Origin of the sequence: Streptomyces sp. NPDC058335 (genome assembly GCF_042723915.1) — a bacterium.
GTDB lineage: Bacteria > Actinomycetota > Actinomycetes > Streptomycetales > Streptomycetaceae > Streptomyces.
Genome location: NZ_JBHXHX010000003.1, coordinates 99,419 through 112,185, shown reverse-complemented (window position 1 = coordinate 112,185; position 12,767 = coordinate 99,419). Strand labels below are relative to the sequence as shown.

The window sequence follows — 12,767 nt, the reverse complement described above, 5'->3', positions numbered from 1 at the left end:
CCGCCCGGCCTCCCGGCGCGGGTCGTACCGGCCCCCGTCAGTACAGGGCGCGCAGGCCGAGGACGTCGCCGCGGCCCAGGGTGCGGGCGGCGGTGGAGCAGGCGAAGGAGTTGGTGAACATGGTCTGGCTCTCGTGGCTCTCGCCGACGTGGGCCAGGCCGAAGACGTGCCCGGCCTCGTGGGTGGCGACGCTGCGGAGGTCGTAGGTGTTCGAGCAGGTGTCGCTGGGGTGGTCGGTGAAGGTGTGGTCGCGGGTGTTGAAGCGGACGTCGGCCTCCCGCAGCGCGTCGGGGCCGCCGGAGACGGCCCGGCTCCATGAGCAGGTGGTGGCGACGATCCCGCCGCTGAGGTCCCCGGCGTCCCAGACGCTCACGCCGTCGCGGGCCATGCAGCGGGCGTCGCGGTCGATGTCGGCCTCGTTGCCGGTGCGGGAGAGGAACCGCGCCTTCGCGGTGACCGTGTCGCCGAAGCCGCAGTCGTTGCGGCTGGCCGTGATGGTGCCGATGGCGTCCTCGAAGACGCGGCGGGCGTCGCCGGAGGCGAGGTTCCCGGGCAGGGTGCCGTCGCCGAGGAACCACTCGTACGTGTCGTACTCCTTGTGGCCGGCGGTGGCGTAGGCGCCGTCGGCGCACGCGGCCCGTGCCCGGCCGGGGACGGCGGCCGACACGCGGGCGTGGTCGGGGGCGGCCGGGGCTGCCGCGTGCGCGGCGGTGTCCGTCAGGTCGTCGTAGGAGACCGTGCCGTCGGCGGCGACCGCCAGGGTGAAGCCGTGCAGGGAGCCGTCCTCCGTGAGGGCGTCGACGCTCACCTTCATGCCGGGGCCGGGGACGGTGACGCCGGCTCCGGCGTGCGTGACGAGGCGGCCGACGGCCGCGCAGTCGAGCACGGAGGACCCGGCCGGCAGGTCGTCGACGGTCAGTGCGCCGGGCGCGAGCGTACAGGCGCCCCCTCCCGCGCGAGGGGGCGCCGTTCCCCCGCCCAGCACCGCCAGCGACACGACCGTCACGGCCGCCGCGGCCACCTTCCTCACGGCCGCCGCCATCGCCCTGTCCACTGTGCCCCGAACCGGTACGGGCCCGCGCCGCGCTGCCACTTCGCCTCCGCCTGAATGCCCGCCCGTCGGACGGGACTTGATCGAGTCCCGGGAGAGGTTAGCCATCGGGCGCCGCCCGTAACCCCGTTCTGCGCCACCTTATTGAGCGACTGCTCAAACACGTGTACCTTCACTCTCGGAGTGTTGAGCGATCGCTCAAACACCGGTCCGATCCGGGGGATTCGCATGGGGCTCTACATCGAGGCGCGCATCCGTGCCGATCCGGACGACCTGTGGACCCGCACCCAGGACCCCGCTCAGCACCAGCGCTGGGACCTCCGCTTCACCGAGATCGCGCACCTCCCGCGCGCGGAGGGCGAGCCGCAGCGGTTCCGGTACGCCACGCGCGTGCTGCCCTTCCTGACGGTCGCGGGCACCGGCGTCTCGACAGGGGAACGGGAGCGCCCGGACGGCACCCGCGTCTCCGCCCTGCGCTTCGCCTCGCCGCACCCGCTCTCGCTGCTCGCCGAGGGCAGCGGCTACTGGCGTTACGTCCCCGACGGCGACGGCGTCCGCTTCCTCACCGGCTACGACTACCGGCCCCGCTGGGGCGTCTTCGGCGCGGTCGCCGACCGGATGGTGTTCCGCCCGCTGATGGGCTGGGCGACGGCCTGGTCCTTCGACCGGCTGCGGCTGTGGCTGGAGCGGGGCATCACGCCGGAACGCGCGCTGCGCAACTGGCTCGCGGAGCTGGCCGTCCGCGCCGTCGCCGTCAGCGTCGCCTGCGGGGGCCTCGGCTGGGAATCCTTCCTGCGCCTCCTGGGGCCGTTCGCGGCGTCGACTGCGTATCTGCTCCCCCTGCTGCTGAGCGGCGTGGTGTGCCTGGCGCTGCTCGTGTCCCCGCTGTCCTGCACTCCGGCCGCCCGCCGCTGCCTGCGCACACCACCGGCACGCGCGTGTGCGCCGCACCTCCTGCGCACCCTGGACAGCCCGTGACGACCTCGATCTTCCGTACGGCGATGGGCGCCGGCTTCGACCGTCTGCACCCGCAGCTGCGGCGCCGCTTCTCGGTGGGGCTGGCGAGCGGGGAGGCCTGCACGGGCCGGGGCGTGATGGACCGCGTCTGGCACGGCGGGGCGTTCGTGAAGCCGTTCCTGGCGCTGGGCGGCACCCGCAACATCCTGGTCCCGCGCGCGGGACGTGGGGTGCCGTTCGTCATCGAGAACGTGCCGTACACCGACTCGTTCGGCCGTGAGACGGTGACCTTCGTGCGTACTTTCGATCTGCCCGGCGGGGCCCGCCGGTTCGACGCCCAGATGGTGCTCGGCCCGAAGGGCGACCGCGTCCTCGACTACCTGGGCACCCATCAGCACCTCGCCACCGACCTGTACTTCCACGCCGAGGCGGACGGCTCCCTGCTGATCCGCTCGGGCACCCACCGGTTCCGGGAGGGCGTGGTCGACGCGCGCGTGCCGGAGCTGATCGGGGCGGCGGCGGAGGTACGGGAGTCGTACGACGACACGACGGGCCGGTTCCGGATCCGGGTGCGGGTGGTGAACCGGTACTTCGGCCCGCTGTTCGGGTACGAGGGGTCCTTCACCGCGACGTACTCGGACGTCCGCGCCCGCGGCGTGCGGCCGGGACTGCGGCCGGTGCGCGAGGAGGCCCGCGCATGACCCCGGAGACCGCCAAGTCCCCGGAGACCGCGAAGTCCCAGGAGACGAAGACGAAGCTGCTGGAGGGGGCGCTGCGCACGCTCACCGAGCAGGGCATCGCGAAGACGTCGGCCCGTACGGTCGCGGCGGCGGCGGGTGTCAATCAGGCCCTGGTCTTCTACCACTTCGGCTCGGTGGACGAGTTGCTCGCGGCGGCCTGCCGGTACGGCGCGGAGCGGTCGGTGTCGCGCTACCGGGACCGCTTCTCGGCGGTCGCCTCGCTGTCCGAACTGCTCGCCGTCGGGCGGGAGGTCCACGAGCAGGAGCGGGCCGGGGGCCAGGTGATGCTGCTGGGTCAGCTGCTGGCGGGCGCCCAGACGCACGAGACGCTCGGCCCGGCCACGGCGGCGGGGCTCGACCTGTGGATCGTGGAGATCGAACGGGTGCTCCGCCGGGTGCTGGCGGACACCCCGCTCGGCGAGTTCACGGACCCGGCCGGGCTGGCCCGCGCGGTCGCCGCCTCGTTCGTCGGCATCGAGCTGTACGAGGGGGTCGACGGCGCGGGCGCCGCGTCGGCGCTGGACGCGCTGGAGCAGCTGGGGTTACTGGTGGGCGCGCTGGAGGAACTGGGGCCGGTGGCCCAGCGGGCGGTGCGCCAGTACCTGCGGCGGGCCTCCGGGAAGCGGTGAAAGACCCCGCCCTCCCGGCTACTCCCCCTGTGCCGGTGGCGCCAGATGCCGCTCGACCGTCTCCACCTTCGACGTCAGGCCGTCCGTCACGCCGGGGCGGATGTCGGCCTTGAGGACCAGGGAGACACGCGGCGCCCTGGCCTCCACGGCGGCGACGGCCCGCTTGACGACGTCCATGACCTCGTCCCACTCGCCCTCGACGGACGTGAACATGGCGTCGGTGCGGTTCGGCAGGCCGGACTCGCGGACCACGCGGACCGCGTCGGCGACGTACTCCCCGACGTCCTCGCCGACGCCGAGCGGGGTGACGGAGAAGGCGACGATCACGACGCCTTCACCACGCCCTCGCGCTGGGCGCGGGAGGCGATGACCGCGTCCTCGGTCTCGCGGCGGAGCTTGCGCTCGGCGAAGAATCCACCGGTCGGCAGGACCGAGAGGACGAAGTAGAGGGCGGCGGTCTTCAGGGACCACTTGGTGCGGTTCCAGGCGTCCGCCCAGAAGATCACGTACAGCACGAACAGCACGCCGTGGACCATGCCCATCACCGGCACCGCGTTGAAGTCCGTGGTGCGCTTGAGCACCGAGCAGACGAGCAGCAGCAGGAACGAGATGGCCTCGGGGGCGGAGACCAGGCGGAGGCGGCGGAGGGCGGAGGCTGTCTTGAGGTCCACGGGTCACCTTCGGTGGGAGATGCGTTACTGATCCGGTCCGTTTGTGAACGCACGCACAAGCGTTCGTCCATTGTGACAAACGGGCGGAGCGGCGGGCGGGGCGGGGTGCGCGCCAGGAAGCCGCGGCCGACGGTACCTAGGGGGCCATTCAGGGACGATCCCCACCCGAGAGCCCTGTCGGCACGGCCCCCCAAAGGCTACCTTCGCAGCGTGGCGATGTTTCGACTCCAAGGCAGCAAGGTGCTCGCCGTCGACATGACCGGGGACGCCGTCAAGGCGAAGAACGGCTCGATGGTCGCGTACGACGGGCAGATGGCCTTCAAGAAGATGAGCGGCGGCGGCGAGGGACTGCGGGGCATGGTGACCCGGCGACTCACCGGCGAGCAGATGACCGTGATGGAGGTGAGGGGGCAGGGCACCTGCTGGTTCGCGGACCGCGCCTCCGAGATCAACCTCGTGAATCTCCAGGGGGACAAGCTGTACGTGGAGTCGAGCAACCTGCTCGCGACGGACACGGGGCTGAGGACGGGGACGTCCTTCACCGGCCTGCGCGGCGCCTCGCAGGGCAACGGGCTGTTCACGACGACCGTCGAGGGACACGGCCAGGCGGCGATCACCTCCGACGGGCCGGCGGTGGTGCTCCGGGTCAGCCCGCAGTTCCCGCTGACCGTGGACCCGGGGGCGTACGTCGCCCACCAGGGCAATGTCCGGCAGTCCCTCCAGTCCGGTGTGACGTTCCGCACGCTGATGGGCGAGGGCGGCGGCGAGGCCTTCCAGATCCGCTTCGAGGGAGACGGCCTGGTGTACGTCCAGCCCAGCGAGCGGAACACGATCGCGGGGGACGTGTGACATGGCCTTCCGCGAGATCAACTCCAAGATCGTCGAGGCGACCGTGCTGCCGGGCCGGCGCCTGTTCAGTCAGCGCGGCGCGATGCTCGCCTACCGGGGCGAGGTGTCCTTCACCCCGAACGTGCAGGGTGGCCAGGGCGGTGTGATGTCGATGATCGGCCGCCGCATGGCGAACGAGGACACCCCCCTGATGTCCGTCGAGGGCAGCGGCACCGTCCTGTTCGGGCACGGCGGCCACCACGTCCAGATCATCAGCCTCACCGGCGAGACGCTCTACGTCGAGGCCGACCGCCTGCTCGCCTTCGAGGGCACCCTCCAGCAGGGCACCATGTTCATGGGCTCGCAGGGCGGCGTGATGGGCATGGTCCGCGGCCAGATCAGCGGCCAGGGCCTGTTCACCACGACCCTGAAGGGCCACGGCTCGGTCGCCGTGATGGCCCACGGCGGCGTCTTCGAGGTCCCCATCACCCCCCAGCGCCCGGTCCACGTCGACCCGCAGGCCTACGTCGCCCACCACGGCGACGTCCGCAACAAGCTCTCGACCGCCCTGGGCTGGCGGGACATGGTGGGCCGCGGCTCCGGCGAGGCGTTCCAGCTGGAGCTGAGCGGCAGCGGCACGGTGTACGTCCAGGCGTCGGAGGAGAAGCTGTGACCACCTACCCGGGCACCGGCGGCCCCACCGTCCTCGACCCGACGACCCTGCCGGTCGACGACAACGTGAACGCGTACACCTTCTGCGTGGAGCTGAAGGGGAGCCAGTGGTTCCTCCAGAAGGGGAAGATGATCGCCTACTACGGGTCGATCGACTTCAACGGCATCGGGCACGGCCGGCTGGACCGCCTGGTGCGCACGTCGTTCCATTCGCCTCTGCACGCGAGCGACTGGGTCGTGGCGGAGGGCTCGGGCAAGATGCTGCTCGCCGACCGGGCCTTCGATGTGAATTCGTACGACCTGGAAGACGGCAACCTGACCATTCGCTCGGGCAATCTGCTCGCTTTTCAGCCAACTCTCGCGCTGAAGCAGTCGATCGTTCCAGGTTTTCTGACGCTGATCGGAACCGGAAAGTTCGTGGCCGCATCTAACGGCCCGGTGGTGTTCATGGAACCCCCCATCCGGGTGGACCCGCAGGCGCTCGTCGGCTGGGCCGACTGCCCGTCCCCGTGCCATCACTACGACCACGGGTACATGACGGGCTTGATGGGCGGTCTACGTGCACTGACGGGCCTGGGCGGGGCTTCCGGGGAGGAGCACCAGTTCGAGTTCGTGGGCGCCGGCACCGTGCTGCTCCAGTCCACGGAGACGCTCATGCCGGAGCAGGCCACCGGAGCGGTTCCGCACGAGCCGGGGGTGCCCGGCGGAGGCGGGCCGGGCGGACCTGGAGGGCAAGGCGGCGCACCGCGTCTTCCCGGACAGCTGGGGGACCTCCAGCGTCGCTTCGGGCTGTGAGCGGTAGTCTGCTGAGAGTGACATCGAACGCGTGCGCACTGTCACACCACCTTCAGTAGTTCGCCTTTCAACATTTTAGGTAGACTTCACTTATGGAGACCGACACGGCCACGCGCTGGCTGACCGAAGCGGAGCAGTGCGCCTGGCGCACCCACCTGGAGGTCAACAGGCTGTTGACGTACCAGCTTGAAAAAGATCTTCAGCCGTTCGGGCTGACCATGAACGACTACGAAATCCTGGTGAACCTCTCCGAGTCGGAGGACGTCCGGATGCGGATGAGCGACCTCGCATCCGCCACCCTCCAGTCGAAGAGCCGGCTCTCGCACCAGATCACACGCATGGAGAACGCCAACCTGGTGCGTCGTGAGAACTGCGAGTCCGACCGCCGCGGTCTGTACGCGGTCCTCACCGATCACGGCATGGAGACGATGCGGAAGGTCGCGCCCCATCATGTGGCGTCGGTGCGACGGCACTTCATCGACCTCCTCTCCACCGAGGCCCTGGCGGAACTCGACAAGGCCCTGACCCCCATCGCGGACCACCTCCGCGAGCAGCGGGGGCGCCCGTAAGCGGCTGGACCGAAGCTGCCGGACCGAAGTTGCCGGTCCCGAGCGGCTAGACCGACGGAAGGCGGAGCTCGAAGAGGGCTCCGCCTTCCGGCGTCGCACGGACCGTGAGGGTGCCTCCGTGGCGCAGGGCCACGTCGCGGGCGATGGCCAGGCCGAGACCCGCCCCGCCGTCGTCGCGGCTGCGGGCCGCGTCGAGCCGGACGAACCGCTCGAAGACCCGCTCCCGGTCCGCCTCCGGCACGCCGTCCCCGTCGTCGGCGACCGCGACGACGGCCAGCCCGCCCTCCCGCCGCACGGTCACCGTGACCGTCTCGCGGGCGTGCCGCTGCGCGTTGTCGAGCAGGTTGGCCAGCACCCGTCGCAACTGCCCCCGCGATCCGGACACTTCCGCCGGCTCCGCGTCCACGGTCACCCGGACCCGGCCGGCCGCCTCGTCCCGCGTCAGCGCGGCCAGGTCGACCCTGGTGTCCGCGGGCCGCTCCCCCGCGTCCAGCCGGGCCAGCAGCAGCAGGTCGGCGGCCAGGTGCTGGAGCCGTACCGTGTCCTCGACGGCGCCCGGCACGTCCAGCAGCTCCGGGTGCGCGGCGCCCACTTCGAGCTGGGTGCGCAGCGAGGCGATGGGGCTGCGCAGTTCGTGGGAGGCGTCGGCGACGAAGCGGCGCTGCCGTTCCACGGCCGCTTCCAGCGCGGCCAGCGTCTCGTTCGTGGTCCGGGCGAGCCGGGCGACCTCGTCGTGGGTGTCCGGCTCGGGCACCCGGCGGGCGAGGTCCGCGGAGGCGGTGATCGCGGCCATCTCGCGCCGGATGCCCTCGACCGGGCGCAGCGCCCGCCGGGTCATCAGCCAGGTCACGCCCGCGACGACGGCCAGCAGCAGGGGAAAGCCGATCAGCATGACGGTGAGCGCGGTGCGGACGGCGGTGCGCTCGGTGGAGAGGGGTGCGCCCGCGTACACGGTGAGGGTGCCGCGGTCCTCCGTCTCGACCTCGACGGCGGCGAAGCGGTAGTCGCCGCTCTCGCCGTCCACGGTGGCGGAGCCGTCGCTGTAGGAGGGGTCATCGGCGATCTCGCCGGGCTCCAGCGCGGAGGCCCCGGCGGAGTCGTCGTCGTCCGTGTCCCGGTCCCCGTCGCCACCCGGAGCGGCGGCGGGGACGGTCGCCGGGCGCACCGCGTCCGTCCCCGTCCCGCTGATCCGCTCCAGATGCTCGCTGACCGCGACCAGGGTGCCGTCCTCGGTGACGACCTGGACGGGCCGGTCGTCGTCGTCCAGGGACAGTTCGCGGTAGGGCTGTCCGGCGGCGAGTTCGGCGGCGACCTCACGCGCGGTGCGCTCCGCCTGGGTGCCCGCCTGGCCGCTCAGGTTCGTCCACAGCGACAGCAGGACGGCCGTCCCGGCGGCGAGCAGCGCCACGGCGACGACGAGCGTGGTGCCCAGGGTGGCGCGCGCCCGGACGGATCCGAGACGGCGCCTCACCGGCCCGCCTCCGCCCGCTCCAGCCGGTACCCGGCACCGCGGACCGTGCGGATGAGCCCGGCGCCCAGCTTGCGGCGCAGCGCGCTGACGTACACCTCGACGATGTTGGGGTCGCCGTCGTAGGCGAAGTCCCAGACGTGGTCGAGGATCTCGGTCTTCGACACCACCTCGCCGGCCCGCACCACGAGCTGTTCCAGGACGGCGAACTCCTTCGCGGTGAGCGCCGTTTCGTCGCCGCGCAGGAACACCCGGCGGGCCGCGGTGTCCACCCTCAGCTCGCCGAGCACATGCACCGGAGAGGCCCCGGCGCCCTGCCCCCGCCGCCGCAGCAGGGCCTTCACCCGGGCCACGAGGACGACGTAGGAGAACGGTTTGGTGAGGTAGTCGTCGGCGCCCGTGTCCAGGCCCTCCGCCTCGTCGTACTCGCCGTCCTTGGCGGTGAGCATGAGGATCGGGACGTCGTTCCCGGCGGCACGCAGGGCGGAGCAGACCCGGTAGCCGTTCATGCCGGGCAGCATGATGTCGAGGACGAGAAGGTCGTACGGCGACTCGCTCGCGCGGTGCAGACCCTCCAGCCCGTCGTGGACGACGTCCACGGCGAAGCCCTCGGCGGTCAGACCCTTGGCGAGGGACAGGGCGAGGCGGCGTTCGTCCTCGACGATCAGCAGGCGCATGCGACCAGGGTCCCAAATGCCACCTGAAGCGATCTTCAGGTTGCTTCAGCGTGCCTTCAGGTCGGCTCGGGCAGCGTGGTCCCCGTCGCATCCGAAGCAGACGCATCCGAAGCAGACGCGTTCGAAGCGACGGGCAGAAGCCACGAAACCGAAGAAGCATCACAGCGGGAGGAAACCCCATGAAGCGCAAGCTCGTCATCGCCGCCGTCGTCGCGTCCGTCGCGATCGGCGGTGGCACCGCGGCCGCCTTCGCGGACGACGACGCACGCGGTACGACGGCGGACGTGCGGACCGCGCGGCCGGCGGCCGAGGCACCTGGCTCGGCCGAGGTCACCACGGCCCAGGCACCCGGCTCCGCCGGGGTGACCGCGGCCGAGGCGATCGCGGCGGCGCTGGAGTCCCGGCCGGGCACGGCGGTCTCCGCCGACCTCGACACGGAGACCGGGGACGACGACCGCGGCTGGGAGGTCGAGATCCTGGGCACCGGAACGACCTCGTACGACGTCCTCGTCGACCCGGCGACGGGCCGCGTCCTCGGCACGCACACCTCCGGCGACGACGCCGACGACGTCCGGGAGGCCCGCGCCCTGCTCGAGGGCACCGGCGTCACCGCCGCCGAGGCTGCCGAGACGGCTGCCACGAAGGGCTTCGTCACCTCGGTCGACCTGGAGGACGACGGCGCCGGCGCCTGGGACGTGGAGACCGACGGCTCGTCGGCGAAGGAGCGCGACTGGAACGTCGCCCTGAACGACGCCAAGCTCACGGCGGACCGTGACGACGACGGCCAGGACGGGACCGGCGACGACGACTGAACGCCGTCACCCGCTCACTTCACCCGCTCAGCCCCCGTCCCGGCCACCGCCGCCGTCACCAGGGCCGGCGCACCCGCCGCCGCGAAGCACACGGCGAGCGGGGCGTGGCCCAGGAGCAGGCCCGAGGTGGCCGAGCCCAGGGAACTGCCCGCGTTCACCCCGGTGTTGATCCAGGTGCCGGCGCCGGCACTGGCGCCCGGTGCCGCCGTTTCGTCGGCGCTGAGGTAGGCCGTCGTCGGGATGGGGCCGACGAAGATCCCGGCGCCGGCCACCGCCGCGGCGAGGATCCACCGGTCCGGGGCAAGGCCCGCGCAGGCCAGGGTCAGCCCCACTGCCGCCGCCGGCCGCGGCAGCCGTACCCGGGCGGGCGTACGCCAGTCGATCCCGCCGTTGAGGAGGCCGCCGACCGCGCTGCCCGCGGAGAGGGCGGCCGGTGTCCAGGCGGCCCCGTCGCCGCCGTACCCGTGGTCCTGGGCGTACGCGGTGACGAGGAGATGGACGGCGCGAGTGCCACGGCGGCCGGTCCGGCCGGTCCGTCGCGGGGTGTGCCCTACGCCAGGAACATGGGGTCAAACTGTCAGCGGCGCCGCCGAGTCGACGGCGCTCGCCTCACTGCCCCCGGGTCAGCCCCGTCACCAGTTCGTCCGCCGCCCGGTACGGGTCGAGTTCGCCGGCGACGATCCTCTCCGCGAGGGTGCTGAGGCGGCGGTCGCCGTGCAGGTCGCCGATGCGCTCGCGCAGGGCGGTCACGGCGATCGTCTCGACCTCGCGGGCCGCGCGGGCGCGGCGGCGCTCGGCGAGGACGCCGTGCTCCTCCATCCACGCGCGGTGCTTCTCCAGCGCCTCGACGACCTCGTCGATGCCCTCACCGCGGGCGGCGACCGTCTTCACGATCGGCGGCCGCCAGTCGCCGGGGCCGCGGGACTCGCCGAGGCCCAGCATGTGGTTCAGCTCGCGGGCGGTGGAGTCGGCGCCGTCACGGTCGGCCTTGTTGACGACGTACACGTCGCCGATCTCCAGGATTCCGGCCTTGGCGGCCTGGATGCCGTCGCCCATGCCGGGGGCGAGGAGGACCACGCTGGTGTCCGCCTGGGAGGCGATCTCGACCTCCGACTGGCCGACGCCGACCGTCTCGACGAGGATCACCTCGCACCCCGCCGCGTCGAGCACCCGGATGGCCTGCGGGGCCGACCAGGCCAGCCCGCCGAGGTGACCGCGGGTGGCCATGGACCGGATGTAGACGCCGGGGTCGGAGGCGTGCTCCGACATCCGGACGCGGTCGCCGAGCAGGGCGCCGCCGGAGAACGGCGAGGACGGGTCGACGGCCAGGACGCCGACCCGCCTGCCCTGCTTGCGGTACGCCGTGACCAGCGCGGAGGTGGACGTCGACTTGCCGACGCCGGGCGAGCCGGTGAGGCCCACCACATAGGCGTTGCCGGTCAGCGGGGCCAGCGCCGCCATGACCTCCCTGAGCTGCGGCGACGCCCCCTCCACCAGGGAGATCAGCCGGGCCACGGCCCGGGGCCGGCCTTCCCTGGCCTGGGCGACCAGCGAGGAGACGTCCTGCATCACAGCTCCGTTCGGGTAATGACGTACAGGGAACTCAGGCCTTGGGTACCCGCACGATCAGCGCGTCACCCTGGCCGCCGCCGCCGCACAGGGCGGCCGCGCCGACGCCGCCGCCCCGCCGCTTCAGCTCCAGGGCCAGGTGCAGCACGAGCCGGGCGCCGGACATGCCGATGGGGTGGCCGAGGGCGATGGCGCCGCCGTTGACGTTCACCTTTTCCGTCGACACCCCGAGGTCCTTCATTGACTGCACGGCTACGGCGGCGAAGGCCTCGTTGATCTCGACGAGGTCGAGGTCGGAGACCTCCAGGCCGTCCTTCTTCAGGGCGTGCAGGATGGCGTTGGAGGGCTGCGACTGGAGCGAGTTGTCCGGGCCCGCCACATTGCCGTGGGCCCCGATCTCGGCGATCCACTCCAGGCCCAGTTCCTGCGCCTTGGCCTTGCTCATCACGACCACGGCCGCGGCGCCGTCGGAGATCTGCGAGGCGGAACCGGCGGTGATGGTGCCGTCCTTGGTGAAGGCCGGACGGAGCTTGCCGAGCGACTCGGCGGTGGTCTCGGGGCGGATGCCCTCGTCCTTGCTGAAGACGACCGGCTCGCCCTTGCGCTGCGGGATCTCCACCGGCGTGATCTCGGCCTCGAACAGGCCGTTCTTCTGCGCGGCGGCGGCCCGCTGGTGGGACAGCGCGGCGATCTCGTCCTGCTCCGGGCGGGCGATGCCGAGGCGCGTGTTGTGCTTCTCGGTGGACTCGCCCATGGCGATGTTCTCGAAGGCGTCGGTCAGCCCGTCGTACGCCATCGCGTCGAGCATCTCGATCGCGCCGTACTTGAAGCCCTCGCGGGACTTCGGCAGCAGGTGGGGGGCGTTGGTCATGGACTCCTGACCGCCCGCCACGACGATGTCGAACTCACCCGCGCGGATCAGCTGGTCGGCCAGCGCGATCGCGTCGAGGCCGGACAGACACACCTTGTTGACGGTGAGCGCCGGGACGCTCATCGGGATGCCCGCCTTGACCGCGGCCTGCCGGGCCGGGATCTGGCCCGCGCCGGCCTGGAGCACCTGGCCCATGATCACGTACTGCACCTGGTCGCCGCCGATCCCCGCACGGTCGAGGGCGGCCTTGATCGCGAAGCCGCCGAGGTCGGCTCCGGAGAAGGACTTCAGCGAGCCCAGCAACCGTCCCATGGGCGTCCGGGCGCCCGCGACGATCACCGAGGTCGTGCTGTTGGTTCCAGTCATGAGCTGCGATCCCCTTACCGGCCTTGCACGGGCCGAGGAGTGAACGAGGGTTTACTTCGAATGTACTGACCGGCACTTCACCCGTCATCGGG

Annotated in this window: 16 protein-coding genes; 8 read left to right on the top strand and 8 right to left on the bottom strand. The window is 72.1% G+C overall.

What is annotated here, in order from left to right:
* Window positions 1-37 precede the first annotated feature (37 nt).
* Window positions 38-1,042: a matrixin family metalloprotease gene (locus ACFWJX_RS06370; protein ID WP_383237679.1), complete on the bottom strand. Its 1,005-nt coding sequence runs from the start codon at window positions 1,040-1,042 to the stop codon at window positions 38-40.
* Window positions 1,043-1,279: 237 nt separating this feature from the next.
* Between ACFWJX_RS06370 and ACFWJX_RS06365 the strand changes: the two genes are divergently transcribed.
* The 3 genes from ACFWJX_RS06365 to ACFWJX_RS06355 are packed head-to-tail and all read left to right on the top strand — an operon-like array spanning window position 1,280 to window position 3,377.
* Complete coding sequence (locus ACFWJX_RS06365; protein ID WP_383237676.1) at window positions 1,280-2,029, top strand: hypothetical protein; 750 nt, start codon at window positions 1,280-1,282, stop codon at window positions 2,027-2,029.
* A gap of 23 nt (window positions 2,030-2,052) precedes the next feature.
* Entirely contained in the window at window positions 2,053-2,709 is a 657-nt protein-coding gene (locus ACFWJX_RS06360) for a DUF4166 domain-containing protein (protein ID WP_383238455.1), read from the top strand.
* Window positions 2,706-3,377 carry a TetR/AcrR family transcriptional regulator gene (locus ACFWJX_RS06355; protein ID WP_383237674.1) on the top strand — a complete coding sequence of 224 codons (672 nt, stop codon included), beginning with the start codon at window positions 2,706-2,708 and terminating at the stop codon, window positions 3,375-3,377. The genes ACFWJX_RS06360 and ACFWJX_RS06355 overlap by 4 nt, the downstream gene beginning before the upstream one ends.
* Before the next feature lie 18 nt (window positions 3,378-3,395).
* On the opposite strand, the gene ACFWJX_RS06350 is transcribed toward ACFWJX_RS06355, so the two are convergent.
* Window positions 3,396-3,704, bottom strand: coding sequence for an MTH1187 family thiamine-binding protein (locus ACFWJX_RS06350; protein WP_383237671.1), 309 nt, complete (start codon window positions 3,702-3,704; stop codon window positions 3,396-3,398).
* On the bottom strand, window positions 3,701-4,048 hold the full coding sequence (locus ACFWJX_RS06345) for a DUF3817 domain-containing protein (protein WP_383237668.1): 348 nt from the start codon (window positions 4,046-4,048) through the stop codon (window positions 3,701-3,703). The genes ACFWJX_RS06350 and ACFWJX_RS06345 overlap by 4 nt, the downstream gene beginning before the upstream one ends.
* Before the next feature lie 216 nt (window positions 4,049-4,264).
* Between ACFWJX_RS06345 and ACFWJX_RS06340 the strand changes: the two genes are divergently transcribed.
* From ACFWJX_RS06340 to ACFWJX_RS06325, 4 genes are all read left to right on the top strand, one after another.
* Window positions 4,265-4,897, top strand: a complete 633-nt coding sequence (locus tag ACFWJX_RS06340) for an AIM24 family protein (protein ID WP_383238453.1) — start codon at window positions 4,265-4,267, stop codon at window positions 4,895-4,897.
* 1 nt (window position 4,898) lies between these two features.
* Window positions 4,899-5,549: an AIM24 family protein gene (locus tag ACFWJX_RS06335; protein ID WP_383237665.1), complete on the top strand. Its 651-nt coding sequence runs from the start codon at window positions 4,899-4,901 to the stop codon at window positions 5,547-5,549.
* Window positions 5,546-6,343: an AIM24 family protein gene (locus ACFWJX_RS06330; RefSeq protein ID WP_383237663.1), complete on the top strand. Its 798-nt coding sequence runs from the start codon at window positions 5,546-5,548 to the stop codon at window positions 6,341-6,343. The genes ACFWJX_RS06335 and ACFWJX_RS06330 overlap by 4 nt, the downstream gene beginning before the upstream one ends.
* A gap of 92 nt (window positions 6,344-6,435) precedes the next feature.
* Window positions 6,436-6,912 carry a MarR family winged helix-turn-helix transcriptional regulator gene (locus tag ACFWJX_RS06325; RefSeq protein ID WP_383237659.1) on the top strand — a complete coding sequence of 159 codons (477 nt, stop codon included), beginning with the start codon at window positions 6,436-6,438 and terminating at the stop codon, window positions 6,910-6,912.
* A gap of 46 nt (window positions 6,913-6,958) precedes the next feature.
* On the opposite strand, the gene ACFWJX_RS06320 is transcribed toward ACFWJX_RS06325, so the two are convergent.
* Together ACFWJX_RS06320 and ACFWJX_RS06315 are read right to left on the bottom strand one after the other, a co-directional pair.
* On the bottom strand, window positions 6,959-8,383 hold the full coding sequence (locus ACFWJX_RS06320) for an ATP-binding protein (RefSeq protein WP_383237655.1): 1,425 nt from the start codon (window positions 8,381-8,383) through the stop codon (window positions 6,959-6,961).
* Window positions 8,380-9,057, bottom strand: coding sequence for a response regulator transcription factor (locus ACFWJX_RS06315; RefSeq protein ID WP_252546610.1), 678 nt, complete (start codon window positions 9,055-9,057; stop codon window positions 8,380-8,382). The genes ACFWJX_RS06320 and ACFWJX_RS06315 overlap by 4 nt, the downstream gene beginning before the upstream one ends.
* Window positions 9,058-9,236: 179 nt before the next feature.
* Between ACFWJX_RS06315 and ACFWJX_RS06310 the strand changes: the two genes are divergently transcribed.
* Window positions 9,237-9,869 (top strand): PepSY domain-containing protein, encoded by a 633-nt coding sequence (locus ACFWJX_RS06310; protein WP_383237651.1) that lies wholly within the window; start codon window positions 9,237-9,239, stop codon window positions 9,867-9,869.
* Between the two features lie 14 nt (window positions 9,870-9,883).
* Here ACFWJX_RS06310 and ACFWJX_RS06305 read toward each other — a convergent pair whose 3' ends face one another.
* From ACFWJX_RS06305 to ACFWJX_RS06295, 3 genes are all read right to left on the bottom strand, one after another.
* Window positions 9,884-10,201: a hypothetical protein gene (locus ACFWJX_RS06305; protein WP_383237648.1), complete on the bottom strand. Its 318-nt coding sequence runs from the start codon at window positions 10,199-10,201 to the stop codon at window positions 9,884-9,886.
* Between the two features lie 277 nt (window positions 10,202-10,478).
* The gene (meaB, locus tag ACFWJX_RS06300; RefSeq protein WP_383237645.1) at window positions 10,479-11,438 is read right to left on the bottom strand and encodes a methylmalonyl Co-A mutase-associated GTPase MeaB; all 960 of its coding nucleotides are present in this window, start codon (window positions 11,436-11,438) and stop codon (window positions 10,479-10,481) included.
* Between the two features lie 34 nt (window positions 11,439-11,472).
* The gene (locus tag ACFWJX_RS06295) at window positions 11,473-12,675 is read right to left on the bottom strand and encodes an acetyl-CoA C-acetyltransferase (protein WP_383237642.1); all 1,203 of its coding nucleotides are present in this window, start codon (window positions 12,673-12,675) and stop codon (window positions 11,473-11,475) included.
* Between the last annotated feature and the right edge of the window lie 92 nt (window positions 12,676-12,767).